General features: G+C 37.5%; 21 protein-coding genes. 9 read left to right on the top strand and 12 right to left on the bottom strand.

Features of this window, described 5'->3' with window-relative positions; translation table 11 throughout:
* Window positions 1-53: 53 nt before the first annotated feature.
* The 3 genes from GVN22_RS08135 (at window position 54) to GVN22_RS08125 (ending at window position 3,301) form a co-directional block, all read left to right on the top strand.
* Entirely contained in the window at window positions 54-2,042 is a 1,989-nt protein-coding gene (locus GVN22_RS08135) for a fumarate reductase/succinate dehydrogenase flavoprotein subunit (protein WP_166550537.1), read from the top strand.
* Between the two features lie 84 nt (window positions 2,043-2,126).
* Window positions 2,127-2,486 (top strand): four helix bundle protein, encoded by a 360-nt coding sequence (locus GVN22_RS08130; protein WP_166550536.1) that lies wholly within the window; start codon window positions 2,127-2,129, stop codon window positions 2,484-2,486.
* Between the two features lie 59 nt (window positions 2,487-2,545).
* A complete protein-coding gene (locus tag GVN22_RS08125; RefSeq protein WP_205690819.1) occupies window positions 2,546-3,301 on the top strand; it encodes a succinate dehydrogenase/fumarate reductase iron-sulfur subunit in 756 nt (251 codons plus the stop codon).
* 42 nt (window positions 3,302-3,343) lie between these two features.
* Here GVN22_RS08125 and GVN22_RS08120 read toward each other — a convergent pair whose 3' ends face one another.
* Window positions 3,344-4,213 (bottom strand): M48 family metallopeptidase, encoded by an 870-nt coding sequence (locus GVN22_RS08120; RefSeq protein ID WP_166550535.1) that lies wholly within the window; start codon window positions 4,211-4,213, stop codon window positions 3,344-3,346.
* 89 nt (window positions 4,214-4,302) lie between these two features.
* Between GVN22_RS08120 and GVN22_RS08115 the strand changes: the two genes are divergently transcribed.
* Both GVN22_RS08115 and GVN22_RS08110 read left to right on the top strand, forming a co-directional pair.
* On the top strand, window positions 4,303-5,841 hold the full coding sequence (locus GVN22_RS08115) for a cryptochrome/photolyase family protein (protein WP_166550534.1): 1,539 nt from the start codon (window positions 4,303-4,305) through the stop codon (window positions 5,839-5,841).
* 82 nt (window positions 5,842-5,923) lie between these two features.
* Entirely contained in the window at window positions 5,924-6,670 is a 747-nt protein-coding gene (locus GVN22_RS08110) for an ABC transporter ATP-binding protein (RefSeq protein WP_095162019.1), read from the top strand.
* 363 nt (window positions 6,671-7,033) lie between these two features.
* Here the strand turns inward: GVN22_RS08110 and GVN22_RS08105 are convergent, their stop codons facing one another.
* From GVN22_RS08105 to arfB, 6 genes are all read right to left on the bottom strand, one after another.
* Window positions 7,034-7,999, bottom strand: coding sequence for a MoxR family ATPase (locus tag GVN22_RS08105; protein ID WP_166550533.1), 966 nt, complete (start codon window positions 7,997-7,999; stop codon window positions 7,034-7,036).
* Window positions 8,000-8,350: 351 nt separating this feature from the next.
* Window positions 8,351-9,697: a peptidylprolyl isomerase gene (locus GVN22_RS08100; protein ID WP_166550532.1), complete on the bottom strand. Its 1,347-nt coding sequence runs from the start codon at window positions 9,695-9,697 to the stop codon at window positions 8,351-8,353.
* Between the two features lie 276 nt (window positions 9,698-9,973).
* On the bottom strand, window positions 9,974-12,244 hold the full coding sequence (locus GVN22_RS08095) for a peptidylprolyl isomerase (RefSeq protein ID WP_166550531.1): 2,271 nt from the start codon (window positions 12,242-12,244) through the stop codon (window positions 9,974-9,976).
* Window positions 12,245-12,383: 139 nt separating this feature from the next.
* Window positions 12,384-13,136, bottom strand: coding sequence for a hypothetical protein (locus tag GVN22_RS08090; RefSeq protein WP_166550530.1), 753 nt, complete (start codon window positions 13,134-13,136; stop codon window positions 12,384-12,386).
* Between the two features lie 213 nt (window positions 13,137-13,349).
* Window positions 13,350-14,387, bottom strand: coding sequence for an agmatine/peptidylarginine deiminase (locus GVN22_RS08085; protein WP_166550529.1), 1,038 nt, complete (start codon window positions 14,385-14,387; stop codon window positions 13,350-13,352).
* A 162-nt stretch (window positions 14,388-14,549) separates the two neighbouring features.
* Window positions 14,550-14,957, bottom strand: coding sequence for an alternative ribosome rescue aminoacyl-tRNA hydrolase ArfB (arfB, locus tag GVN22_RS08080; RefSeq protein WP_166550528.1), 408 nt, complete (start codon window positions 14,955-14,957; stop codon window positions 14,550-14,552).
* Between the two features lie 408 nt (window positions 14,958-15,365).
* On the opposite strand from arfB, the gene dinB reads away from it, so the two are divergent.
* The gene (gene dinB, locus GVN22_RS08075; RefSeq protein ID WP_166550527.1) at window positions 15,366-16,436 is read left to right on the top strand and encodes a DNA polymerase IV; all 1,071 of its coding nucleotides are present in this window, start codon (window positions 15,366-15,368) and stop codon (window positions 16,434-16,436) included.
* Window positions 16,437-17,435: 999 nt separating this feature from the next.
* Window positions 17,436-17,786 (top strand): LytTR family DNA-binding domain-containing protein, encoded by a 351-nt coding sequence (locus tag GVN22_RS08070; protein WP_166550526.1) that lies wholly within the window; start codon window positions 17,436-17,438, stop codon window positions 17,784-17,786.
* A 192-nt stretch (window positions 17,787-17,978) separates the two neighbouring features.
* On the opposite strand, the gene GVN22_RS08065 is transcribed toward GVN22_RS08070, so the two are convergent.
* From GVN22_RS08065 to GVN22_RS08050, 4 genes are all read right to left on the bottom strand, one after another.
* Entirely contained in the window at window positions 17,979-19,163 is a 1,185-nt protein-coding gene (locus GVN22_RS08065) for an endonuclease/exonuclease/phosphatase family protein (RefSeq protein ID WP_166550525.1), read from the bottom strand.
* 113 nt (window positions 19,164-19,276) lie between these two features.
* Window positions 19,277-20,218, bottom strand: a complete 942-nt coding sequence (locus tag GVN22_RS08060; RefSeq protein WP_166550524.1) for a hypothetical protein — start codon at window positions 20,216-20,218, stop codon at window positions 19,277-19,279.
* Window positions 20,219-20,661: 443 nt separating this feature from the next.
* A complete protein-coding gene (locus GVN22_RS08055; RefSeq protein ID WP_166550523.1) occupies window positions 20,662-22,059 on the bottom strand; it encodes a HAMP domain-containing sensor histidine kinase in 1,398 nt (465 codons plus the stop codon).
* Window positions 22,060-22,083: 24 nt separating this feature from the next.
* Window positions 22,084-22,764, bottom strand: coding sequence for a response regulator transcription factor (locus GVN22_RS08050; RefSeq protein ID WP_166550522.1), 681 nt, complete (start codon window positions 22,762-22,764; stop codon window positions 22,084-22,086).
* Window positions 22,765-23,020: 256 nt separating this feature from the next.
* Here GVN22_RS08050 and GVN22_RS08045 point away from each other — a divergent pair, with 256 nt between their 5' ends.
* Both GVN22_RS08045 and GVN22_RS08040 read left to right on the top strand, forming a co-directional pair.
* Complete coding sequence (locus GVN22_RS08045) at window positions 23,021-24,313, top strand: M20/M25/M40 family metallo-hydrolase (protein ID WP_166550521.1); 1,293 nt, start codon at window positions 23,021-23,023, stop codon at window positions 24,311-24,313.
* Between the two features lie 201 nt (window positions 24,314-24,514).
* Window positions 24,515-25,114, top strand: a complete 600-nt coding sequence (locus tag GVN22_RS08040) for a DUF1080 domain-containing protein (protein ID WP_166550520.1) — start codon at window positions 24,515-24,517, stop codon at window positions 25,112-25,114.
* A 98-nt stretch (window positions 25,115-25,212) separates the two neighbouring features.
* Here the strand turns inward: GVN22_RS08040 and upp are convergent, their stop codons facing one another.
* A complete protein-coding gene (upp, locus tag GVN22_RS08035) occupies window positions 25,213-25,857 on the bottom strand; it encodes a uracil phosphoribosyltransferase (protein ID WP_166550519.1) in 645 nt (214 codons plus the stop codon).
* Window positions 25,858-26,029: the final 172 nt, after the last annotated feature.

Here is a 26,029-nt window from a genome sequence, read left to right as displayed (position 1 = left end):
ATTTTTAACAACACTATATCTAAAAACTTTTATCATTACATAATTCTTAAGTTATGGCAACTTCACCAAGATTAGATGCTAAAATCCCTGATGGTCAGCTGTCTGAAAAATGGACTAAATTCCGTTCGACAGTACCATTAGTAAACCCCGCAAACAAGCGGAATATCGAAATCATCGTAGTAGGTACAGGTTTGGCGGGTGCTTCGGCAGCGGCTTCTTTGGCCGAAATGGGATATAAAGTAAAAGCTTTCTGTTTTCAAGATTCTCCTCGTCGTGCTCACTCAATTGCAGCACAAGGTGGTGTTAACGCAGCTAAAAACTACCAAAATGACGGTGACTCTGTGTATCGTCTTTTCTATGATACTATCAAAGGTGGTGACTACCGTGCTAGAGAGGCAAACGTTCACCGTTTATCTGAAGTATCAGGTAGCATTATTGACCAATGCGTAGCGCAAGGTGTACCTTTTGCTCGTGAGTACGGTGGTTTGTTATCAAACCGTTCTTTCGGGGGTACTCAAGTACAACGTACGTTCTATGCTGCAGGTCAAACTGGTCAACAATTGTTGTTGGGTGCTTATTCGGCATTACAACGTCAGGTTGGTTTAGGTAACGTAGAAATGTTTACTCGCCACGAAATGATGGACGTAGTAATGGTTGACGGCAAAGCTCGTGGTATCATTGCTCGTGATTTGATTTCTGGTAAATTAGAACGTCACTTTGGTCACGCGGTATTGTTGTGTACAGGTGGTTACGGAAACGTATTCTATTTGTCAACTAACGCAATGGGCTCGAACGTAACAGCGGCTTGGAAAGCACACAAAAAAGGTGCATTCTTTGGTAACCCTTGTTACACTCAGATTCACCCTACTTGTATTCCAGTATCTGGTGATCACCAATCGAAATTGACATTGATGTCAGAATCATTGCGTAACGATGGTCGTATCTGGGTTCCTAAAAAGAAAGATGATAACCGTCCAGCAGCACAAATTCCTGAAGACGAACGTGATTACTACTTAGAGCGTCGTTACCCTGCATTTGGTAACTTGGTTCCTCGTGATATTGCTTCTCGTGCAGCTAAAGAGCGTTGTGATGAAGGTTATGGTGTAGGTGCTTCTAAAAAAGCTGTTTATCTTGATTTTGCAGCAGCTATCTTGCGTTATGGACGTGGAGAGGCTACCAAAAGAGGTATGCACAATGCTAGCACAGAAGAGCTACAAGTAATGGGTAAAGAAGTTGTGAAAGAGAAATATGGTAACTTGTTTGACATGTACAAGCAAATTACTGGTGAAGACCCTTACGAAGTGCCAATGCGTATTTATCCTGCGGTTCACTATACAATGGGTGGACTTTGGGTAGACTATAACTTGATGACTACAGTACCAGGTCTTTATGCTTTGGGTGAAGCAAACTTCTCAGATCACGGTGCAAACCGTTTGGGAGCTTCTGCCTTGATGCAAGGTTTGGCTGATGGTTATTTCGTAATTCCATACACAATTGGTGCTTATTTGTCTGGAGATATCCGTACAAAAGCAATTCCAACTGATGCTCCTGAGTTTGTGGCAGCAGAAAAAGCTGTTCAAGATACTATCGACCAATTGATGTCTATCAAAGGAACTAAATCGGTTGATTATTACCACAAGAAACTAGGATTAATCATGTGGGATAAGTGTGGTATGGCTCGTAACGAGGCTGGTTTGAAAGAAGCTATCGAAGAAATCAAAGCGCTTCGCAAAGAATTCTGGTCAAATGTTCGTATTCCAGGTGATGCCAATGAATTTAACCCAGAATTAGAAAAAGCTGCTCGTGTAGCTGACTTCTTAGAACTTGGTGAATTGATGTGTATCGATGCCTTGAACCGTAACGAGTCTTGTGGTGGTCACTTCCGTGAAGAATATCAAACTGAAGAAGGCGAAGCAAAACGTGATGACGAAAACTACGCTTACGTAGCTGCATGGGAGTACAAAGGCGATTCTGACTACGAATTACACAAAGAAGAGCTAGTGTACGAAAACATCAAAATTGCACAACGTAGCTATAAATAATTTGAAAATTTGATGATTTGAAAATTTGAAAATGAAAAAGATTACTTGTAGGTTTGAAACTATTAATTCTCACCTACAAGTAATATGCAGAATCAAAAAGCGAATCTCATCGTTGAAAAAACGCTTTCATTTTCAATTGAAATCATCAAATTCAGTGAGCAATTAGAACTCCAAAAAAAATATGTCATAGCCAAACAATTGTTGAGGTCAGGCACATCTATTGGAGCTAATGTTTGGGAAGCTCAAAATGCAGAAAGTAAGGTAGATTTCATTCATAAAATGAAAATTGCAGCCAAAGAAGCTGATGAAACTAGCTATTGGTTAAAACTTTGTGAACTATCCGAGACTTACCCACAACCCCAAAAAGTTATCATTGAAGAATTAACTCAAATAATCCGAATTATCTCGAAGATTATTAGTAGTTCTAAAGTAGATTCTAAATGAATCTATTTTCAAATCTTCAAATTTTCAAATCTTCAAATTGTATCAAAATGGAAGGAAATATGAACTTGACGCTTAAAGTATGGCGTCAAAAAAATACCAATACAGAAGGAAACTTCGAAAATTATGACGTTAAAGGAATTTCTGAGGATATGTCATTCCTTGAAATGTTCGACGTTCTTAATGAAAGATTAATCAACGACGGTCAAGAACCAATCGCTTTCGACCATGACTGCCGTGAAGGTATTTGTGGTATGTGCTCAATGTATATCAACGGTAGTCCTCACGGTCCAAACCGTGGTGTAACTACTTGTCAATTGCACATGCGTTCGTTCAAATCTGGCGATACAATTACTGTTGAACCTTGGAGAGCAGCTGCATTCCCAGTAATCAAAGACTTAACTGTAAACCGTTCGTCATTCGACCGTATTATCTCTGCGGGTGGCTTCGTATCGGTAAACACTGGTAACGCTCAAGATGCTAACGCATTGCCAATCGCAAAAGAAAAAGCTGACGAGGCATTTGCTGCAGCGGCTTGTATCGGTTGTGGTGCTTGTGTAGCAGCTTGTAAAAATGCTTCAGCCATGTTGTTTACTTCAGCAAAAATCTCTCAATTGGCATTGTTACCACAAGGTCAAGCTGAACGAGAGATGCGTGCTGAGAAAATGGTTGCCCAAATGGATATCGAAGGTTTCGGTGCTTGTACAAACACAGGTGCTTGCGAAGCCGAATGTCCAAAAGGTATCTCATTGGAAAACATCGCTCGTATGAACCGTGAATACTTTGGTGCTGTATTGTCATCAAAAGAACACGAATAGTTCGAATAGTGAAATTCATAGAAGCTCTAGTACCTTTCGGTACTAGAGCTTTTTATTTGCCAATTCTTCACCACACGCATATCTTATTCGGTTAAAAAGAGTCGGGTATGACAAGCTTTCTTTCTCCAATCCTCTATTAGTGGCAATATTGAGATTTTGTAAGGTTTCAGCATAAGTATTCCTTCCGACGCTTTCAGCTGCAAATTTGTCTGCCTGATATTCTAATCTTTTTTGTAGTAATCCTGCTAAGACAACCGTCACTCCACCCCAAAATCCTCCGTTCATACCAACTACCCAACCATTGTAGTTTCCCCCTAACATTTTTGAAAAGTAGAAATATCCTAAGCAAGCTCCTGTAGTACATACAAGATGTATCAAATACATCCAGAATAAATGATGATATTTTAAATGTCCATACTCGTGATAAATAAGATTTTTAATATCCTTTTCCTCCATAGAGCCAAGCATTTTGTCAGTAAGCAATATCACTTTATGTTGAGGTAAAATACCCGTAGCGTAAGCATTTACGATAGAACTCTTAAGAATTTTGATTTTTAAGGTTGGATCGATTGTTTCACGAGCCCATTTCTCATATTCTAACGCAGGACTATACTTACTTTTTCTCAAAAGGATAATAATAGGGAGTATGAGAAAGTTGTAATTAATCAAAAAAGAAGAGGCTATTATAGAGAAAATAATCGAAATAAAGGTAGGTATATTCCCAGTGACAGCTTGTAATTCAAGAAGGCCTGCAAAAAATACAGTACCCAAAAGTACTTGTATTAGTTTTTCTCTCCAATCAAACTCTTCTATAAGCTTTCTTATGGGAATGAAAGAAAAGATTTGAACAATATATCCAATGAGTGTAAAAAGTACTGTGAGGTAAAATCCAATTAATAATGAGTGTAGCATGGTGTCAAACGATTTAGTATTAGAGATTTTCATCAGTAATAATACATTAAAAAAACAAACAATCCCTCCCTTCAAGCGGTTTTGTTTACATGAAAATTAAAACGCTTCGACTTATTCTTGGTGACCAACTCAATAGCCAACATTCATGGTTTGAATCTGTAAATCAGGATGTCATTTATGTCATGATGGAAATGCGTCAGGAGACTGACTATGTCACTCACCATATCCAAAAAATTGTGGGCTTTTTGGTGGCTATGCGACAGTTTGCTGAAGAGCTAAAACAAAGAGGGCATCAGGTGGCTTATATTACCTTAGACGACGAAATAAATACCCAATCACTTCCACAAAATCTCCTTTGGCTTATTCAAGAATTAGATATTCAACAATTTGAATACCTATTGCCTGACGAATATCGCCTCGATTTACAACTTAAAGACTTTTGCCACAACCTTTCAATACCTTCAAAAGCCATTGACTCGGAACACTTTTTGAGTCAGCGAGAAGAATTAGCTACTTTTTTTAAAGGAAAGGAAACCTTTCTCATGGAAAACTTTTATCGCATGATGCGCAAAAAGTACAAGGTACTGATGGATGGAGATGAACCTACTTCGGGACAATGGAATTATGATGCTGATAATCGCAAAAAACTTCCCAAAGATCATCGTCCAATCGAACCGCTAATTTTTTCAAAAAACGTAGAAGATATCGTTCAACTACTTTCTCAATCTGGCGTATCATCTATTGGAAACATCGATGCTAAAAATTTCTTGTGGCCCACCACTCATCAAGAGAGTTTGGTCTTGTTGGACTTTTTTCTGGAAAACTGTCTGGCGCAATTTGGCACTTATGAAGATGCCATGCATCCCTCCTATTGGTCTATTTACCATTCTCGGCTATCTTTTTCTCTCAATCTGAAATTACTGCATCCACTGGAAGTAATTCAGAAAAGCGTAGAATATTGGGAACAACATCAGGATACAATTACGATTGCTCAAATTGAAGGGTTTGTTAGACAAATTCTTGGTTGGCGCGAATACATGCGAGGTATTTACTGGGCTAAAATGCCTGAATTTGCCACCATGAATTTCTTCGGGCATGACAGAAAACTTCCTTCGTGGTTCTGGAGTGGTCAAACAAAAATGGCTTGTTTACGCCATGCTATTACCCAAAGTTTAGATTATGCCTATGCCCACCATATCCAAAGATTAATGCTGACAGGCAACTTTATGCTATTGGCAGGAATTCATCCTGATGACGCCGACGCATGGTATTTGGGTATTTATATTGATGCCATTGAGTGGGTCGAGATTACCAATACACGTGGAATGAGTCAGTATGCTGATGGTGGGATTATTGGGTCGAAGCCTTATGTGGGTTCTGCCAATTATATCGACAAAATGAGTCATTATTGTGGCACCTGTTTTTATGATAAAAACAAAAAAACAGGTGATAAGGCTTGTCCTTTCAACAGTCTTTATTGGCATTTTTTTGAAAGAAATCGTAGCCTATTAGAAAAGAATCCAAGAATAGGGATGTCATACATAACGCTCAATAAGATGGCAACCACTCAAAGACAAGAGCTATTGAAACAAGCAGATTTTTACTTGGAACATATCGAAAAATTATAAACCGACTATCAAGGTTTATTGCCATTCCAAAAAAAACTTAAAAACTATATTGTTGAGTTCTGAATGCCTACTAAATTTGGGTATGATAGAGATAAAAGACGTTTGTAAAGCCTTCAATGGCCGAGATATATTATTAGGAATCAGTGGACAATTTAAGCCAGGTGATACTTCCTTGATTATTGGCGGTAGTGGTACGGGGAAAAGCGTACTGCTCAAATGTATGATTGGTATTATCAAACCTGAGTCGGGACATATTTTGTACGATGGGCGTGATTTTCATAATTCCTCAGAAGAGATACAAAAGGATATTCGTCGTGAAATGGGTGTACTATTTCAAGGTGGGGCACTTTTTGACTCTAAAACCGTTTTAGAAAATGTCAAATTTCCATTGGATATGTTGACCAATATGTCGGAGAAGGAAAAAATCGACCGTGCTGAATTTTGCCTTCAGAGAGTAGGTTTGGAAAATGCAGGGCAACGTACACCTTCCGAAATTTCGGGTGGTATGAAAAAGCGTGTAGGCATCGCCCGTGCTATTGTAATGAACCCCAAATATCTATTTTGTGATGAACCCAACTCTGGTCTCGATCCTTTGACTTCTGTCAGAATCGATGAGCTTATCAAAGAAATTACTGATGAGTTTGGAATCACTACGGTGGTAATTACGCATGATATGAGTTCGGTAATGGGTATTGGCGAAAGTATTATGTTTTTGTATAAAGGTAAAAAATTGTGGGAAGGCGACAACTCCAATATTCTTCAAAATACAGTACCAGAATTGAATGAATTCCTATTTTCAAGTAAACTTTTACAGGATTTGAGAAAATAGGTTAATAATTTGAAAATTTGAATCAAATAAACAGAATCATTCTAAATTTAGTGAATTGAGATTGAGTGATATTCTAGCTGTAAAGACGCAATGTTTTGCGTCTTAAGCCGAGCCAGACATAAAATATTTGTATCAAACATGAGTAATCCCGAATTTTTAGGATTGGGATTATTCTCCAAGTTTTATCAAAAAAGCGGTCGAAAAATATTTTTTCGACCGCTTTTTTGATGCTACTATACTAGATATGATTTGGCTTAAGACGCAATCATTGCGTCTCTACTGATGGAATCCATATTTTCACATAATCACTCACTCGCTAAATCACTAAATCTCTCAACTTGAGATAACTCATACTTAGTGAATCTATACTAATTTCTTGATAATATCTTCTACAGAAACACCTTCAGCCTCAGCTTTGAAGTTACGTACGATACGGTGGCGTAAAATTGGCAATGCAACCGCTTGCACATCTTCAATATCTGGCGAATATTTTCCATTAATTAAAGCATTACATTTAGCAGCCAAAATCAAGTTTTGAGAGGCACGTGGACCTGCACCCCACTCCAAATATTGGTTGGTCACGGCATCGCTCAACTCTGATTTAGGACGCGTTTTGTGCACCAATTTTACCGCATATTCTACTACATTATCAGCTACAGGGACTTTTCTAATCAATTCTTGAAAAGCTAAGATTTCTTCTCCTGAAACTTGCTTTTGAACTTGGTATTTAGTCGCATTGGTTGTGTTCTTCACAATTTCAACCTCAGCACGGTATGATGGATAATCCAAATTGACCATAAACATAAAACGGTCAAGTTGAGCCTCTGGTAATGGATAAGTACCTTCTTGTTCGATAGGGTTTTGTGTAGCCAATACAAAGAATGGACGGCTCAATGGATATTTTTTACCAGATACCGTCACTGCATATTCCTGCATCGCTTCCAAAAGAGCTGATTGTGTTTTGGGAGGAGTACGGTTGATTTCATCCGCCAAAATGATATTGGCAAAAATTGGTCCTTTTACAAACTTAAAATTACGTTCATTATCGAGCGTTTCAGAACCAACAATATCCGAAGGCATCAAATCTGGGGTAAACTGGATACGATTAAAATCGAGGTCTAAGGCTTCAGCAATCGTTTGAATCAACAAAGTTTTTGCCAATCCTGGAACCCCAACTAATAAACAGTGTCCTTGACAAAAAATAGCTGTAAGTAATAGTCTAACGGTGTCTTCCTGACCAATAATAACTTTACCGATTTCTGAACTAAGTTTTTGATAAGATTCTTTCAAAGCGTTTACCGCTTCCACATCCGACTTGTATTGCGCCATGCTTGTGATATTAACTATGTTTAGATTTTTGAACTCTTTTACTCAATGATATTATCCTAAAAATAGGCATTTTCTGAATACAGAGGTAATTCTTAGACGTATTGCTTCAAATAAATCATTTGAGTTGCAAGAGTATAATTGAATAGCGTGTACCGTAAAGTTAATCAAATAACCTGCCAATTTGTAGTGATTTGGTGGGGTTTATTCAAAACTTTCGACCAATCAGTCTGCTAACGTCTTTAATGTCAAAGTTATTGAGTCGTTCATCGAGTTTTTAGAAAACAAAAACGGTCAGCGTAAAGCTGACCGTTCTAAATATTATTAGGTTGTATTCAATTCTCTGTAAGTGCTTTATTGCCCCGTGCCTTTCATGACGTTACAATCCTTATATTCGTCCGAAATATAAATGAATACTTCTCCTTTGGCTTTAGCAAACCACTCTTCGATAGCATTGTTACGTTTTCTGTTCAACGTAATTGTTGCTAATTTTTGGAAGTCATCTTCTAAGTTAGCAAAGTGAGGTGGGTGTTTTGCTTTATAATATAATACTCTGACAGCTGTACGACCATCCTCTGTACGATATTGAATAGGCTTGGTAAGCGTACCTACGGTCATTGAGTCCAAGGTAAAGTACAAACCAGATTCCATACTACCATCTAATGGCATTTTAATAGAACGTGTACTAGGGTCAATCAACATACCACCAGCATCTTGAGTACCTTTATCTTCAGAGTGTAATTGAGCAGCTTTTTCAAACTTCAATGAATCACGTTGTACCAATACTCTAATACTATCCAAGTAGCTAGTTGGCTCTGTTAAGTCCATTTTCTGATAATCAGGACGCAATAAAATATGGCGTGCGTGATATTCCTGTCCACGAACTTCTAATAATTGAATCAAGTGATAACCAAATTCTGATTCTACTACGTCCGACAACTGGTTTGGTTTCAATTTCAAGGCAGCAGCCTCAAAAGGTGCTACCATCTGACCACGTTTAGCAAAACCTAAATCTCCTCCACGTTTTCCAGAACCTAAATCTTCAGAGTGCAATTTAGCCAATTCTGCAAAGTCTTCCCCATTTTCTACTCGGCGCTTGTAATCTAACAATTTCTTGATAAGCTCCTCCTTTTGATTTTGGGTCACTTTAGCCAAACGAACAATATGACCTACTTCTACTTCTGAAGGCAAATATGGCAAGGAGTCTCTAGGAATAGATTCAAAAAATTTACGAACCTCTTTCGGAGTAACTTTTACATCGCCTGTGATTTTTTCTTGCATTTTGCGAGTAGTAAGCTGTTCTTTGATAGCCGAACGAAGCTCGTCTTTCAAAGAGGCAATTGTTTTGCCGTAAGCTTCAACAATGTTCTTTTGAGAACCAAATTGTTGCTCCATTTGATCCATACGAGAACTCAACTCCATTTCTACTTTCTTATCATCGATAAGTACAGAGTCGATTTCGGCTTTTGCCAACATCACTTTACCAATAATCAAACTCTCAAGCAATTGGCAACGAGTAGGCGTATTTCCCTGTCCGCTTTGCAAATATTGCTGATACTGTGCTTCAAGTTCAGACTTAAGAATATAGTGATTGTCAACTTTTGCAATGATTTTATCAATTACTACAGATTGAGCTTGCATCGAAAAGCTCATCACTAGTAACAGACCCATCAATGAGAGTAAATAAAAGGGTTTCTTCATTGTTATATGATTTCTTATGTAATGCTTGTAATTAGGTTTAATCGCACGTCACAAACCTCCTTCGCTTTCAAAAATCTCCATTCACTCTGAAAAGAGTAGAATTTTAGTTTCTCAATTAACAAATTTAAGCGTTTTTATCCTCTAAACCTGTGGATGATGCCGTTAAAAAATGTTAATTGGCTTTTTTGGAACGATTTCTTGAATATAAAAGCAAAAAAAATAGTGAAACTGCCACAGAAATGCCTTTGACAATTTCACTATGTTAAAACTAGAGTTCTATTCAAGGATACGACGAACTTCGTTTTCGTTGACCGAAACAGGATAACGTTCTTTCAATTTTGAAATCCAATTATCGTATAACTGCTTCTGATAATCTTTGATAATTTGTCCTCGTGCTTCTTGGAAAGTTTTAGCTCTTGGCAATTCTACTTTGTTGATATCTATCCAAACTTGACGACCTTTTGATTCAAAAGTCTGTTCCCCTACTGCCCAATTTGCCACATCTACAAATTCGTTTTCACCACGTTTAAAATAGCGTTCTTCTGCGGTAAGACTATTCGGTTTTAAAGTATTAAATCTTTTTACCACATCGTCCATCGACGTCGAGAAAAACTTGATAGACACGCGCATATTTTTACTATGGTCATTTTTTGAGGCTGGTTTAAATTTACCATCATCTTTCTCAATAACCCTCGTAGCTGAAATGCCTTTATTGATTAAGCTATTCACGATATTTCTAGCACGTTCTGCTGAAATATTTTCTGGTTCGTCAGCATCAGAATTTCCTGTAATTTCTACCGTATAATCACGATTTTTAATCATGATAACCGCCAATTCATACAGCATTTTTTGTGCATCAGGCGTAAATTCAGCTTTATCTTTTTCAAAATAAATTTCAGGGAAACGACGGTTCATTGGATATGGACCTTTCTGTAATACCTGTTTTGCCTGCTCTAATGTTTCTTTTCTATCTGTAGTAATCAATTTCGCCAAAACACGATTGGTATATTGATAACGGTCTGGATTTTGTTGAAAAAATCTTACTTGACCCAGTGAGTCTAAAGAAGGGGCTAAAACATACTTTTCATACATTTCTTTTTGTAAAATTCCCTCTCTATATTCCTGTACTATTGAACGAAACTCTGGATATCTAACTTCAAGATTCGCTTCTTCAAAAGAGATATTAGCCTGTTCTACAAATTGCTTATACCAAGTATCTACAGATTTGTCCTCAACGACGCCCACTTTCAACATTTGGCGTTGTTGTTTTAACACAAAATCATAGAAATCCTTCGTCTTATAAGGTTTTGAATTAATTGAGAAGAGGGTCTTTCCTAAATAATCTTCTTGTCCTGTACGGTCTTTATAAAACTTATCAAAAGCGTCTTGTTTGACCGAAATATATTCCAGAAAATTATTATCTCTCACAAGTTTTTTCACCAAAGTACCTCTCGCCAGCGCACCTCTTGAAGCATCAGCATTGATCTTTTGACGAATGTATGGAGCCATTTCTTCAAATTTCAGCAAACTCTTTTTCTCCACCAATCTAAAAATATGCCAACCTAAAGAAGTCTGAATCGGAACTGTATAATCACCTTTTTCTTTGAGAGAGAATACTAAATCTGTAATTTTTTCATCAATCAAAGTACCTGCTTCATACCATCTTCCCAGTACTCCACCTCTTGATTTGGTACTGGCATCATCAGAAAATGTACGACATACACCTTCAAATGGCTCATTTTTTTTGAGATACGCATAGGCATCATCGATTCGCTTTTTGGCAGCAGCTTTTTCAGCTTCAGACATACTTGCTGACACAGAAACTAAGATATGCGCCAAACGCACCTTGCCTCTAAACGAACGACGATCTAAAACTTTGATAATATGATAGCCCTTTTCGGTACGGAAAGGCATAGATACCTCCCCTTTTGGTGTGTTGTAGGCAGCAGATTCAAAAGCGTAATTATTGTCTAACACAGCTAAATAGCCCAAATCGCCTCCACGCGGGGCAGACTTAAGGTCTTTGGAATAATCCTTAGCAATTTGTTCAAAAGCTTCGCCTCTTAAAATTCGAACACGAAGATTTTTGATTTCATCATACGCAGCTAAAGTATCGGCAGGAGTGGCATGTGAAGTTAGTGGAATAAAGATTTGTGCAACCCTTACTTCCTCTTTCATACGTTCATAAGCCTCTTGAATCAACTTTTCGAGCATTGCTTTATCTGTCAAATACGGCAAAGCTAATTCTTTTCGGTACGTATCTAGTTCATCAACAAAAGCTCTGGAAGTATCTAAGCCCGCTTTTTCAGCTGCAAATACACTAAGTTTGTAATTGATAAAATCTTGTAAAAATGCTTTGGAGTTCTCTTTTTTGACGCTGTCACTCTGGACAAGCTTTTTGTATGTAAGCTCAAAGTCTCTTGAACTAATAGTTTTTGATCCTATAGTAATAGCAGGCACTTCGCTTTGCGCCAGAGCCGTTTGCTCATGAGTCGCCAATCCAAAAGAGGCAGCTATGACCGTGTATATTTTAAATAACTTGTTCATTCTTTCATTCATACTAAATCAGAAAAACTTTCCTGACTTGTTCATTTTAACTTGCAAGCACAGTGGAATATTGTACAAAAAAAACAAAAATAACAATAAAATTGAGATTAAGTCATGGCAGTGACTCATCATGCTCCACTTAGTTGGAAGATGATTTCTGAATGCTAGTTTTGATTAATTTGAGTTGTAGGTCATACGTTAGCTCATACTGGAACGAATTTTTGAGGTGTTCTCCTTTAAATACCAATGGTACAGTATAGAGTGTTTTCCCTGATTTTAGCTCCTGAGCTGACAATTGAAAAGTATTTTGCCCTAAAAGGTCGTCCTTATCAAAACGTTCGGCGGCTTTAAGCCCTAAACCTGCGGCTTGCAAACTACCAAACACGATGGCTAATGGTGTTTGATACTCTGCAATACTTACCATTACGGCAGGAATTTTGGCTATGCCTCCAAACTCATTGATTTTTTTGACTAATTCTTGAGCTTTGGTATAATCGTCGATTTCATTTAAGACAACAGAAACTAATAGTCGCCCGTTTTCTGGAACGACCAATTCAATTGGCTTGAAGCGTTCTGAAGTAAGAATTTGTCCAGCTTTGACTGACTCCACTCCAAATGATCCTGTGACAACTTGGGCAATTTTTCCTTGGTCATCAACCGCTGTAAGAGTGTAATTTAACACTATTTCATCAGCAAAGGATAAATCCTCTTCCAAATCTACAGCTTTCAATTGCTTTACTTGCATACGAGTTTGATAGTCTGTTTTCACAATTGTTTCGGCAACTGGCGTGTTTTGTTGCGAAGTGGATTGAGTAACAGGTTTGGCGGTTTTACACGCACCCAAGGCCCATACAAGTCCAAATGAAGCGAAATACACTAATTGTTTTTTCATGGTGTGCAAAAAATTAGAGGTATCTCTATTTTTACGAAAGTAAGTACGCAAAATCAAATTTTTTTTTTTAGTTTTCAGCTATGGGCATTCAGCAAAAACATTTCTATCGTTACTAAAAAACAATTTAACACTCTTTGCCTTATGCCTGTTGCCTAACACACAAAACTTAAATATAATTCTGCACGAATACTAAAATAGAGATACCTTATGAGCTTACACGGCAGGTTCTTGCTGTGTGAGGCAGTGAAAACTTCCTTGTCCCCAAATAATTTTGTTAGATGGTAATCCAATTACTGGACGATCGGTAAATACCTGAGAAAGAATATCTAAAGCTACGTCATCATTTTTACAATCGAACGTTGGAACCAATACTCCTGCGTTACAAATCAAGAAGTTAGCGTAAGAAGCAGGCGTTCTGAAATCGTCTACTACGACTGGCGATGGAATTGGAATTTCGACAATATTCAACTGCTTGCCATTCAACAAACGCATTTGCTTGAGTAACTGAAGGTTTTCTTCCAAAATTTCGTGATTGTCGTCGGCCTTATTAGGTTCTACCATTGTGATAACGGTGTCTTCATTAACAAAACGAACTGTATCATCAATATGTCCGTCGGTATCATCACCAACAATTCCATCGTTTACCCAAAGTACTTGTTCGGCGCCATAGTAATCATACAAATACTGCTCGATTTGCCCTTGAGTTAAATGTGGGTTACGGTTTTCGTTCAACAAACATTCGCGACTGGTAAGAATCGTCCCAGCGCCATTAAATTCTACGGAGCCACCTTCCATAATAATACCTGGCGTTACATAATTCAAACCTCTATGTTTGGCAATAGCCGTAGGCAAATTATTGTCGTCGTCGAATGGAGGATACTTTCCACCCCAAGCATTATAGCCCCAATTGACAATCATTCGCTCCTTGGTTTCGGGATTAATCAAGAAGGCAGGACCGTGGTCGCGGCACCAAGCATCGTTGGTAGGGTTTACTAAAATTTCGATTTGATTAAGGTCGATCTCATATTTTGGTAACTCGCCCAAAATGAAATTTTTCAACGTCTCATCATTGACATTCAAGCCTACTTTCTCCCCTTTAGAGATTGCTTTGATAAGACCAAAATATTGTGAATACATGAGGTGGCGTTTGTTGCCTTGCCAAGATGCTTCATTATGTGGGAACGTCAGCCAAGTAGCTACGTGTGGATGCCATTCAGGCGGAAAAAAAAATCCTTGTTGCTTCGGAGTCATGTCTACTTCATTTTAAACCACAAAGTTACAAAAACCTTGCCTTGTAACCTGAGTTTTCGGCTCGCCATCTCTCATTAGGGCAAAACAAAAACAACAATTATCTAATTTTCAAATACTTACACTTCACTTTTTAATAAGATGTTAATTTTGTAATCGATCCACTCAATACTCAACTTTACCTCGTTGGGTCTTTCTTTCTGATTTCTTCTTCTTATCTTTCAGGCGCTCTGCAATCATAGCAGCTGTAGGCTTTGTAGGTTTTCTTTTAGGAGCAACGGTCAAAGCCTTTACCAAGAGAGCTTTAAATTTCTTGATAACAAGTGTTTTATTCTTAAGCTGACTTCTATCTTCTTGAGATACCACAATCAACTCACCCTCTGCGTTTATTTGATTTTTCAACTTTCGTAAAATCAAGGCTTTCTGAGGTTCATCAAGCAATTGGGAATTTACTACATTAAAACGTAGTTCTACTTTTGAAGAAACTTTGTTTACATTTTGTCCACCAGCACCGCTACTACGCGAGGCTTGGAATTGTAGTTCGGGTAAAAAATCTATTTCTAAAATATTCATAAAGTCGTTTTTCTGAATTTTAATTAATCCTTTATTTTCAAACTGGTTAGAAGATGTTATATGTTAACGGTATATCTGTTATTTTAAGGCACTCATCAGAAGGATACAACCCAAGCGTACCATAGGTATATTATATATTTAATCTTTCTTGTTACTCAAGTTAGTGAGCAAAATTAAAATAATTTTACCCGCCTTAAGCTTTATGCTATAGGCTAAAAGTTGAAATGAATTTCTCATGAAATAATTTAAGCTCTTTTGCCTAATGCCTACGGCTTACAGCTTAAAGCGTATCAATACAATTTCATTTTTCAATATTTCCGAAATCAGAAATCCCCAATCAGAGATTGTTTAAAAACTTTCGTATAAATTCTATCATATAGAACTCAAATAGCGGCTATTATTTCAAACGTGGAAACCCGAAAAATCATACATATTGATATGGATGCCTTTTACGCGTCGGTCGAGCAACGAGACAACCCTTCGTTGAAAGGCAAACCCGTGGCTGTGGGTGGCTCGAGCGAACGTGGTGTTGTGGCGGCAGCAAGTTATGAAGCACGCAAATATGGAGTCCGTTCGGCAATGTCGTCCAAAATAGCAGCTCAAAAATGCCCTCATTTAATTTTTGTCAAACCACGTTTTGAGAGTTACCGAGCTGTTTCGCATCAAATTAGAGAAATTTTTGCAGAATACACGCCTTTAATAGAGCCTCTCTCGCTCGACGAAGCTTATTTAGACGTAACCAACAACCTCAAAGGAATAGCGAGCGCCACCCAAATTGCGATTGAGATAAAGGAAAAAATCAAGATGCAAACGCAACTTACCGCTTCAGCGGGAGTTTCGTACAACAAGTTTTTGGCCAAGATAGCCTCCGATTTCAATAAACCCGATGGTTTGTATATCATAAAGCCCAAACAAGGACCTTTGTTTGTTGAAACCTTAGAAATTGACCGTTTTCATGGCATAGGGAAAGTTACAGCTCAAAAAATGCACAAGATGGGTATTTTTACAGGGAAAGATTTAAGAGAATATGAAGAGTCTTTTCTTATAAAACATTTTGGAAAAATCGGCAGCTACTATTATCAAATTGCAAGAGGTATTGATACGAGAACGGTAAATTCTGAACGTATTCGTAAATCGGTAGGTTCCGAAAATACCTTTATGCATGATCTTGAAGCACGGGCAGAAATACAACTTGGCCTTGAGCCTTTAATTGAAGATGTATGGCGCTATTGTACAAAACATGAGATATTTGGGCGAACAATATCTCTAAAAATCAAATACAATGATTTTCAAACCGTGACACGAAGTCGCACAACGCTCTCTCCTATTTTTGATAAATCTCTATTTGAAAGAATTGCATACGAACTTTTAGATCATATTATGCCTCCTAGTAAAGGAATTCGGCTTTTAGGTGTTTCGCTCTCAAACCTCAGCAATGAGCAAGATATGGAAGGGAAACAACTCACACTGGAATTTTAGAAGAGAACTAAGTTAGTGGGCAAAATTAAAATAATTTTACCCGCATTAAGCGCTAGGCTTTATGCTGTAAGCTAAAAGTTAAATAGTAGACTTTATCACGGTTTGTAACAAGTAGGTTTAACTAATGATAATGCTTACAGGCAACTTAATCTATTTTGATAAGTAAAAACCGTTAATTAGTGAAATTTAAGGCTTTTATATATCCTTAGAAAATCAATGCAGATTACGCTCTTATCTTATAATAAATAAACCGTGATAAAGTCTAGTATTTCTCATGAAATAATTTAAGCTCTTTTGCCTAATGCCTATGGCTTAAAGCGTATCAATGCAATTTTATTTTGCATTAATACTTAAGTTAGTGAGATAAAATATTAGTAATCATAAAATTGCACTCAAAGCTCATCATTCACAATTAAGCACTCACACTTAATTATCTTACCTTCAATTTATTAAGCAACAAAAAGCTTGCTTTTTTAAAATTAAATACTTACCTTTTTCTAACAAAACCCACCGCCGTCCATAGAATTATATGGTTTTTGTCTGTTTTATTCACAAACAATAAGATTTGATAGTCTAGTTAATCTCTGCAACAAAGACTTTATATAACCGCATCTAGCGCTACATTTTTGCTAATCAATGAGGTAGTTCATATCTCAATATAGGTATTTCGAAGCATATCAATGTCTTCGTAAGCTTGGAAAAGGAAGTATCATATATAATATTACGCACCATATTTTCGAATCTCTCAATTAAGCCGTTTGACATACTTTAAAGCGGTTTTCACATACTAAAAACCGACATTCACACAATTTTACATTTTATTAATCTACAGTCTTATATCTTTGTTACTGTACTTTTCTCTTATTTCCTCAGCACAACACATATATAACTCTGTGATTTTTAACCAAATAACCCAAAACAAGAATTGAACTTTAGTAAGAAAAACCTCAAATTATCTACCGTCTGTCCTTATTGTAACACACTTAAAATTATTTCGCTATGAGTTTTGAAAATTTTTGTATCGTCTCTCAAGGCAACCTTGACTTTAAATTCCAAAAAATTAAAATCGCTATCGAAGACATAGTCATGCTGCAAGCAGATAGCAATTACACTCATGTATATTTGAGTGATGGAAAACGATTTATATTCGCTCGTACAATCAAACTATTTGAAGATATGCTCAAAGATTATAGTTTTGAGCGTATTCATAAAACTTTTATTATCAATTGCGACCATTTACTTGGATATGATTCAAAAACAGAATCCTTGGTTTTAAGTAATAACCTAAAAGCCAATTTATCCAGACGTCGCAAATGCCAATTAAAAAGACAACTATCAGTATTAAATTAAAAGGGATTAGGCATAATTGCCTAATCCCTTTTTTATGTAAGTAAGCTGGCAAAATTAATTTTGCCAGCTTTAAGCTCTAGGCTTTATGCCATAGGCTAAGAGTTAAAAATGTTTCTCATGAAATAATAGAAACTTTTTTGCCTAACGCCTATGGCTTGTAGCCTAGAGCCTATTAATATAGAGTTTGTCTGTTTAGTCAACTTTGGCAACAAGTACTTGTGAATTCAACTCCACAGGCTTATTGAGTTTGTAGTGTGCCATTAATGGAAAATGGTCCGAAAAACCTACCGATGGAACAGTTTTACAGCTTTGTATTTCCCATTGATGGCTATAAAATTGTTGGTCAATTCTTACAAAATACGGTTGGCGATTGAGGGTAAAACCCATTCCTTTGCCTACTTCTTCGAAGGCATTTTTGTATAATAAACTCATTTTTCCGTAAGCGTAACCGAATGGTGTTTCATTAAAATCACCACAAAGAATCACAGGGTAACGACTCCCTGCCACATATTCTTGCACCTCGTCGATTTGTTGATAACGGGAATCAAATCCAAATTTCAATCTTCCAAAACTATCGCCTAGTTCGTTGAAAAAGCTTGCAATTTTACCTTCTTTCAGTGCATCAAACGCTTGGTTGATACGAATTCCCATCGACCAAAAATGTACATTTACTACACGTACGGTATCTCCTTTGTAAGCAATATCCGCAACAATATAACCATTAATATTTGGTTGTCCTTCACGATTCCAGATACGTCCGTATTTCTTCACAATCGGGTACTTAGACAAAAGTCCCAAGCCAACCTCCTCATTCAAATCGTCTGCTAATAGTACTGCTTTTTCGGCATAATTTTTCTCAATGGTTGCGTTAGGCGAATATTCCTGAAAACACGCAATATCGGCATCTAGCTCATTCCATTGTGCAAAATCACTTGGAAAATCCGCAAACTTAGCACTGTTAAAACTCAACACTTTGAGCGAATTCGCATCTTGCAAAGCGGTCATTGGTTTTTCGCTTCCAATACCCATAAATCTACGAGCTAAAGGCGTCGCCAACAAACACCACACTAAACCTACCGTTGCAACAACTCTTTGTTTTTTAACCAATAAAAAAATAGATGCTAAACCACCCCAAATCAACGCTACGGGCAAAGACATCATCATAAATCCAGCAAACCAATGTCCTGAAATTGGCCAATAACAAAATGCCATACTCAAAAACATATAACTCAAGCCCACAAACGAGAAAGGATAACGACGAAGGGCTGTCCACAACAAGCTAACGAATTCTTGCATCGTCTCGAATGCTTCGCTAGTACGAATCATCCAGTAAAGAATAGATATATGTCTGGGAAATGTGATGTGTAGCGTCTTCATGTGTGTTGTGTTTAAGAAATTGACCTCAAGAGATCAATTAGTGGTTTAATAAAAGAACGATGTAAGCATGCCTACACCGTTCTAGATATACTCAGTAAATAAAGGGCAAAAAACTATTTTACTTCAAAAGTACCTGTACCGATTTTGAATCCTTCCGAATATAACTCGATTGAATACTTTCCTGATTTGTAAGCAGATCCTTTGGCGTAAACGACATCTACTTTTTGGTCGTTGTTTTCAAACAACACGTTTTGTTTCACCGTGAATCCTAATTCTTTTCCATCGTATTGCATCGTTCCTGACGAACCATCTGCGCTTACAACTGCACCAGTAGCGTCCATAATACGGATATAGATGTCTTTGTTGTTTCTTTCAGCAACAGGATTGCTAGCTAAGCCAAAAGAGATTTTCAAACGGTCAATTTTAGAAGCTTTGTAACGACCACCATCACGCACTTTACCATTAGACGCCAAGGCATATACCTCAACATTGGTTGCTTTCATGGCCGAAGCAATGGTTACTTTACGCTTCAATTCTTCATTTTGAGAAGTATAATCAGCTACCGTTTTGCTCAAATTATCTTTATCTGATTTCAAACCAGCGTTTTCGCTCAATGCAGCTTGCTTTTCTGACTCTAAGTTTTTGTTACGAGCCATCAAGTCGCCGTTTTCTTCTCTTAGCTTGGTCAACTCTTCATCTTTGGTAGCCAAAAATGTTTCGTATTCTTTGATTTTAGCTTCGTATTTTTGGATAGAAAAACTCAAATCTGATTTCAATTTCTTCTTATCCGATTCTAATTGAGCTTTTACTTTTTCTAATTCGGCAACATTACCGCCCAACATCTCAACTTCCTTGATTTTTTCATCTAATGATTTTGAGATAGAATCTAATTTGATTTGTGTACTCGACAACTGTTCTACTTTTGTCGTAAGTGCTTTTTGTAATTCGAATGTTTCGTTACGAGCACCAATGAACAAATAACTCAACAAAGCGATAACACCTACTGTAACTCCTAATGCTACCTTAAAGAAGGTCTGATTATTATTATTCTCCATAGTTATTAATTTGCTTTAAAATGAATGGTTGGGATTGTTTTAAGAATCAATTTTAAAAAGTAAGGAAAAAATTAGTTACCACAATCATTTATAAGTTCCTGTTTTCGTTCGTTTTACATGAGCAAAATAACTGTAACGCTTTTAAAGAGGAGTTAAATCAACCTTAAATCGACCTTAAAAATTGTGGACTAGAGATTTTTGATTTCGGAATTCATAAAAAACATCTTCACTGTCTATAACATAGTATCTATTTCAGCTTTCCTACAGTTGACGATATTATTCCAAAATACCTTTCAAAATTTTACCAAAATGTGTCATTTAACCTATTAAAATCAAAAAGTGGTCAGAAATTGATTTCCTAACCACTTTTTGATTTTAATAGGTTGTTTAGACCGAAAGTATAATGTCTTTACCATTTTTAAAACAATCACTCAAACACTCAATCACAAATCACTCAATGGGCCAGGCATTAAAATACTTGGGAAACTTACACGGAAAGTGGTGCCCTCTGAAGACGATTCTACGTCTATGTGTCCGTTATGCAGTTGGGTAATTCGATGTACTATTGTTAACCCTACTCCATGACCTTTTACCGATTGTGCGGTAGCGTTGCTTCTGTAAAACGGTTCAAAAATATTAGGAAGGTCTTTGGCAGGAATTGCCGGGCCGTCGTTAAAAAATGATAGTTTTATCCAATAATCATTAGTTGAAAAATCGACTTTGACGGTCTTATTTTCCGAAAACTTACAAGCATTATCCATCAAATTCATCAATACTACTTTCAGTGCTGCTTCATTGCCATTAATGACCAAAGCGTCCGCTTCTTCAGGGAAATCATTGAAAGAAATGTTAATTTGATAGTCTTCATGCCATTTTTGGACTTGACTTTTAGCATCCCAAAGCAACTCATCCATGCGTACAGATGCCTTTGCAATAGCTTTAGAATCTACCACAGTATTTGCCAAATCTAATAAGGTATTGGTCAGCTGTGTAAGAGTACGCGTATCATCTTTCAAAGACGATAAAAGTTTTTGATATACCTCCACCGAACGTGGCTGTAGCAGAGTTATTTCAAGCTGCGAAAAGATTTTGGTTAATGGGTTTTTGAGTTCATGCGAAACATTCGCAATGAATATTTTTTGCGTCAAAAGGGTTTGTTCTACCCTATCAAGTAACCGATTGAAGGTATCTACCAACAAACCGATTTCATCCTCTCGGTCTGGGTGCTCAACTCTTTTTCCAATATTTTTAGGAAAAATAGAGTTTACCTGTCGCGTAATTGCCGACATAGGCGCTAGCGCTTTATCAGCAAAAATCCACCCACTCAAGCCCACCAATAGAATAGCCACAAGGGTCATTATCATCAATATTTTCCGTAAATCAGACAAGGCTTCTTTTCCAGCTTCATCAACAGCACTTACTATAATCCAATGATTATTCCCTTTATATTGGATAGACATTCCAAAAACCTGATAATCATCTACCATCAGGTAACTACTCGCCTGTGTGCTAATTACGCGAGGAAGCACTTGCGCATGAATTTTTTCATTACCTTTTTCAGTCGAAAAAATAAACTTATTATCTGCTTGACTATAAACCGAAACCGACTCATCGTGCAGAATTTCCTTATCCGAAATATTGACCAGCTTGAGCACCGTAGTATCTGCCGCTTGAATCTCAAACAGTAAAGTAGCAGTCGTAACAGCGCTATTTTGAAGACGCTTATAAAAACGTTTTTCTAAATAGAGTTTACTAAAAAAATACACCCCTACCGAAAACAAAATCATAATGGCGGTCACCAGGGCTATAAACTGAAATGTGAGTCTGAGACGGATATTCATATATTGGATTGCTGAAGGATTTACCTAATTTATCACCTTTAGTACGTATCCCATGCCTATGTGTGTATGCAGTAGCTTGACGGTGAAATCCTTATCGATTTTTTTACGTAAAAAATTCACATATACTTCTATCACATTAGTGCCTGTGTCGAAGGTTACATCCCAAATTTTCTCAGCTAATTCTACCTTCGAAATCACTCGACCTTGGTGACGAATAAAATATTCCAACAGACCAAACTCCTTGGCTGTCAACGGAATCGTCTTACCTCCTCTTGTTACAGACTTCATATCCAAATCCATTTCGAGGTCAGCAATTTTGAGTACGTTGGTGGTTTGTAAAGGCGCACTACCACGACGAGTAAGTGCTCGAATACGTGCAACCAACTCTCGAAATTCAAAGGGTTTCGCAAGATAATCGTCGGCACCAGCATCGAGCCCCACAATTTTGTCATCGGTAGTGCCTAATGCCGTAAGCATCAGGACAGGCGTGGCGATTTGAGCCTCCCGAAGTTTTTTACATAGTTCGAGCCCATTGAAGCCTGGCAAAATAATATCAGTAATAATCAAACTGTAAGGATGGCGTGAGGCTAACTGAAAACCCATCGGACCGTCATAGGCAACATCTACTTCGTATTGTTGCTCTTCGAGACCCTGTTGGATAATTCTAACCGTTTTTACCTCATCTTCTATTAATAAAATTCTCATAAGCCTTGAGTTAAGTCAGTGAGTGGGGAGGAAATTCTAGTCCAGATACGAAACAATGGTTACGTGTTGGAGCTTGAAAACGTAAAAAGAGGACGAAAGTACTTACTCAGAGTTAATTTAACACATTTTATAATCAATTTCTAATAAAATATACAGTAAAGTAAGCGTTGAAAAAACCTATTTTATTGTCAAAAATACCATTATAAGCTATATTAGGTATTTGAATTCTTAACCAACAAACGCTTTTCTAAATTAGATGAAAAAAATCGTACTTCCCTCACTCCTTGCTTTAGGCTTGAGTTTTGGCACACAAGCACAAAAACTAAATCCGACCGAACAAAAAATTGCTCAATATATCGATGCTCATTTTGCTCAAACCGAGCAATTATTGAAAGATGCTGTAAATATCAATAGTGGCACACTCAACACTGCTGGAGTAAAACAAGTTGGTGATCTTTTTAAAAAAGAATTTGAAAAAATTGGGTTTGCCACCACTTGGGTCAATCTACCTGATTCGCTCAAAAGAGCAGGACATTTGGTGGCTGAGAAAAAAGGAAAAGTAGGTAAAAAGCTTTTCTTGATTGGTCACTTAGATACCGTTTTTGAAAAAGAAATGACTTTTTCTCCCTATACCTATATCAATGACTCAACTGTCACAGGTCAAGGAGTCAATGATATGAAAGGAGGCGATGTCGTAGTCATAGCCGCACTTCAAGCATTACAAGCTCAAAAGCTACTCGATAATGCCACCATTACAGCATACTTTACAGGCGATGAGGAAAGTGCTGGCAAACCAACCTCTGTGAGTCGTAAAGATTTTATTGACCGAGCCAAAACACATGATGTAGCATTGGCATTCGAAACGGCTGTTGGTTTACATACCGTTGCTACTGCTCGTCGTGGCGCGAGTGGTTGGTCATTGAAAACCTACGGAAAAACAGGGCATTCGTCAAGAGTATTTAGTCCAGAAATGGGGTATGGCTCAATTTATGAAGCAGCACGTATCCTAAATGAATTTAGAGAGCAATTAAGTTCTGAAAAATATCTCACTTTTAACCCAGGCATGATTTTAGGCGGTGCCGAAATCAAATACAACGAAGGAAAAGCCAATGGTTCCGCGGTAGGGAAAACAAATATTATTTCGCCAGAAACAGTCGTAAATGGTGACTTACGATTTTTGACTGAAACTCAAAAAAATAAGGCACGTGAGGTTATGAAGGCTATTGTAGCCAAAAATCTTACCGAAACAAAAGCCGAGATAAGTTTCTCAGATGGTATTCCTGCGATGGAACCAACCGCAGCCAACGAGCAAATTTTAGCACAACTCAATCAAGTAAGTAAAGATTTGGGCTATGGCGAAGTAAAGGCTGGCGACCCAGGTTCGAGAGGTGCAGGTGATATTTCGTATGTGGCAGAATATGTAGCTTGTTTGGATGGACTAGGTGCATCGGGAAAAGGCGCACATGCCCCTGGCGAAACCCTCAATATCAAAGAGCTTCCTGCCTTAATCAAGCGCACTGCTATCTTGATTTACAGATTGACAAGATAATTTTTGAAGAAAAGGCAAAGATGAGATATATTCCTCTTTGCCTTTTTTTTTACTACCACAGAAAAGGATATTCTATAACGTTCTATCTTTTAATTTTCCTTTCAAGTAAGCGACACTTTCGCTTTTAAGCCATTGAACATTTTCAGCGCTTCATTACTTGGTCGCTTAGCTTTTTTACTCAATTTATACCCAATTTTAACTATGAAAAAAGTATCTCTCCTCCTACTCTTGTGGGTAGCGTGCGCCAGTTTTGGTATTGCACAAAAAAAACAATCATTATTCAACAAAAAAGACCTTAGCGGTTGGAAAATTTACGGAACCGAAAAATGGTACGTAGAAAAAGGGCTGCTCATCTGTGAAAGTGGTCCCGACAAAGAATATGGTTATCTGGCAACAGATAAAACCTTCAAGGATTTTGAATTGACCCTTCAATTTTTGCAAGAAGCAGATGGTAATAGTGGGGTGTTTTTTCATTCAAGTATCGAAGGAACCAAAATTAGCGGTTGGCAAGCAGAAGTAGCCCCTCCAGGGCACTCAACTGGTGGTATTTACGAATCTTATGGCAGAGGTTGGTTGATAAAGCCTGCTGAGGAAAAAGACAAAGCGCTGAAGATGGGCGAATGGAATACCATGAAAATCAAGGTAGTAGGCAATAAAGTAACTACATGGCTCAACGGCGTGGAAATGATTACACTTGATGATGAAAAAGTCGGCTCTCGCTCAGGCTCTATTGCGTTGCAAATCCACTCTGGCGGTGGTATCAAGGTAAAATGGAGAAAAATTAATATTGTAGAATTATAAAAGCTTCAATACAGAAATAGGATTTTGAAATTCCATCAGCAAGTAAATTACGAGTGCTTGCCGATGGAATTTTCTATCTTTTACCCAGTTTTTTGGCTTTACAGTTTCCCACCGTATGCCAAATCACCAGCGTCGCCAAGGCCTGGGACAATATAAAATTTCTCGTTAAGGCGCTCGTCTTTGGCTCCTATAAATAGTGATGCTTCTGGAATGTATTCTTGAATATAAGCCAACCCTTCAGGGGCAGCAATAGCAGCGGCAATAATCAATTTGGCGGGTTTACCATATTGTAAAAGTGCTTGATAGGATTTTACTAAGGACTTACCAGTTGCCAACATAGGGTCTACCAACATTACGGTTTTGCCTTCCAATGAAGGGCAAGCCAGATAATCCATCTGAATATCGAAGGTTTCATCAGCTCGATGTTTGCCACGATAGGCTCCAATAAAGGCATTTTCGGACTTATCGAATAGATTCAAAAAACCTTGATAGAAGGGTAAACTTGCACGAAGAATCGCTACCAAAACAGGCTGCTCTATTAATAATTCCGTTGATGCTTCTGCCAGTGGTGTTTGTACTTTTGCTGGCTGATAGTCTAAGGTTTTTGAGATTTCATACGCCAAAATTTCACCCAAACGCTCCATATTCTTACGGAATCGCATAGAGTCGTTTTGAACAGTGATGTCTCGCATTTCTGCTAAAAATTGATTAGCTATCGAATTTTGGGCATTGAGTATAAACATGAGGCTCTGGAATTTTTAGTATTTTGATAATATAAGCAGGGAAGAGATATGTTTAAAATTTCATTCGGCATTTGTTGAAACAAACAAAATTTCTATTTGACACTCTTTACTTTTCTTGTCTTGACACAAGAAAAGTAACAAAAGAAAGTCAAGAAATCCTAAACTCGCCTGC

The organism is Cellulophaga sp. BC115SP (assembly GCF_009905545.1).
GTDB classification, from domain to species: domain Bacteria; phylum Bacteroidota; class Bacteroidia; order Cytophagales; family Spirosomataceae; genus Flectobacillus; species Flectobacillus rivi.
The sequence above is the reverse complement of the archived record's forward strand: the minus strand, read 5'-3'. Positions and strand labels throughout refer to the sequence as shown.

Bases quoted from the DNA above. Each gene is read 5' to 3' on its own strand.
- GVN22_RS08135 (WP_166550537.1), top strand. From the start codon at position 54: ATGGCAACTTCACCAAGATTAGATGCTAAAATCCCTGATGGTCAGCTG.
- GVN22_RS08130 (WP_166550536.1), top strand. From the start codon at position 2,127: ATGCAGAATCAAAAAGCGAATCTCATCGTTGAAAAAACGCTTTCATTT.
- GVN22_RS08125 (WP_205690819.1), top strand. From the start codon at position 2,546: ATGAACTTGACGCTTAAAGTATGGCGTCAAAAAAATACCAATACAGAA.
- GVN22_RS08120 (WP_166550535.1), bottom strand. From the start codon at position 4,213: ATGCTACACTCATTATTAATTGGATTTTACCTCACAGTACTTTTTACA.
- GVN22_RS08115 (WP_166550534.1), top strand. From the start codon at position 4,303: ATGAAAATTAAAACGCTTCGACTTATTCTTGGTGACCAACTCAATAGC.
- GVN22_RS08110 (WP_095162019.1), top strand. From the start codon at position 5,924: ATGATAGAGATAAAAGACGTTTGTAAAGCCTTCAATGGCCGAGATATA.
- GVN22_RS08105 (WP_166550533.1), bottom strand. From the start codon at position 7,999: ATGGCGCAATACAAGTCGGATGTGGAAGCGGTAAACGCTTTGAAAGAA.
- GVN22_RS08100 (WP_166550532.1), bottom strand. From the start codon at position 9,697: ATGAAGAAACCCTTTTATTTACTCTCATTGATGGGTCTGTTACTAGTG.
- GVN22_RS08095 (WP_166550531.1), bottom strand. From the start codon at position 12,244: ATGAACAAGTTATTTAAAATATACACGGTCATAGCTGCCTCTTTTGGA.
- GVN22_RS08090 (WP_166550530.1), bottom strand. From the start codon at position 13,136: ATGAAAAAACAATTAGTGTATTTCGCTTCATTTGGACTTGTATGGGCC.
- GVN22_RS08085 (WP_166550529.1), bottom strand. From the start codon at position 14,387: ATGACTCCGAAGCAACAAGGATTTTTTTTTCCGCCTGAATGGCATCCA.
- arfB (WP_166550528.1), bottom strand. From the start codon at position 14,957: ATGAATATTTTAGAAATAGATTTTTTACCCGAACTACAATTCCAAGCC.
- GVN22_RS08070 (WP_166550526.1), top strand. From the start codon at position 17,436: ATGAGTTTTGAAAATTTTTGTATCGTCTCTCAAGGCAACCTTGACTTT.
- GVN22_RS08065 (WP_166550525.1), bottom strand. From the start codon at position 19,163: ATGAAGACGCTACACATCACATTTCCCAGACATATATCTATTCTTTAC.
- GVN22_RS08060 (WP_166550524.1), bottom strand. From the start codon at position 20,218: ATGGAGAATAATAATAATCAGACCTTCTTTAAGGTAGCATTAGGAGTT.
- GVN22_RS08055 (WP_166550523.1), bottom strand. From the start codon at position 22,059: ATGAATATCCGTCTCAGACTCACATTTCAGTTTATAGCCCTGGTGACC.
- GVN22_RS08050 (WP_166550522.1), bottom strand. From the start codon at position 22,764: ATGAGAATTTTATTAATAGAAGATGAGGTAAAAACGGTTAGAATTATC.
- GVN22_RS08045 (WP_166550521.1), top strand. From the start codon at position 23,021: ATGAAAAAAATCGTACTTCCCTCACTCCTTGCTTTAGGCTTGAGTTTT.
- GVN22_RS08040 (WP_166550520.1), top strand. From the start codon at position 24,515: ATGAAAAAAGTATCTCTCCTCCTACTCTTGTGGGTAGCGTGCGCCAGT.
- upp (WP_166550519.1), bottom strand. From the start codon at position 25,857: ATGTTTATACTCAATGCCCAAAATTCGATAGCTAATCAATTTTTAGCA.